Below are 218 nucleotides of genomic sequence, written 5' to 3' on the forward strand. Positions count from 1 at the left end.
AGATCCTCCGGACGGGCTTCATGGAAGCTGTCGGTGCCAACATTCTGATGGCTCTCATCGCCGTCGTCCACAGCATCCGTCAGCTTGCCGGAGACAATGCCGGAGACAACCGACGCATTCGCCCGCTCCTCGCTGTACGACGCTTCGTCGTCCAGGTACAGCACCGCCGCCAGCGCCAGCTCCTCTTCGCCGAGCCAGGCTTCGGCACGCTCTCGCAG

Annotated in this window: 1 protein-coding gene; it reads right to left on the reverse strand. The window is 64.2% G+C overall.

The window, feature by feature from the left end; all coding sequences use genetic code 11:
- On the reverse strand, positions 1–218 hold a 218-nt coding region (locus LCF57_RS14610; RefSeq protein WP_226001343.1), incomplete at both ends, for a hypothetical protein.

The sequence above is a fragment of the Paenibacillus sp. BJ-4 genome, from assembly GCF_020404765.1.
Taxonomy (GTDB): domain Bacteria; phylum Bacillota; class Bacilli; order Paenibacillales; family Paenibacillaceae; genus Paenibacillus.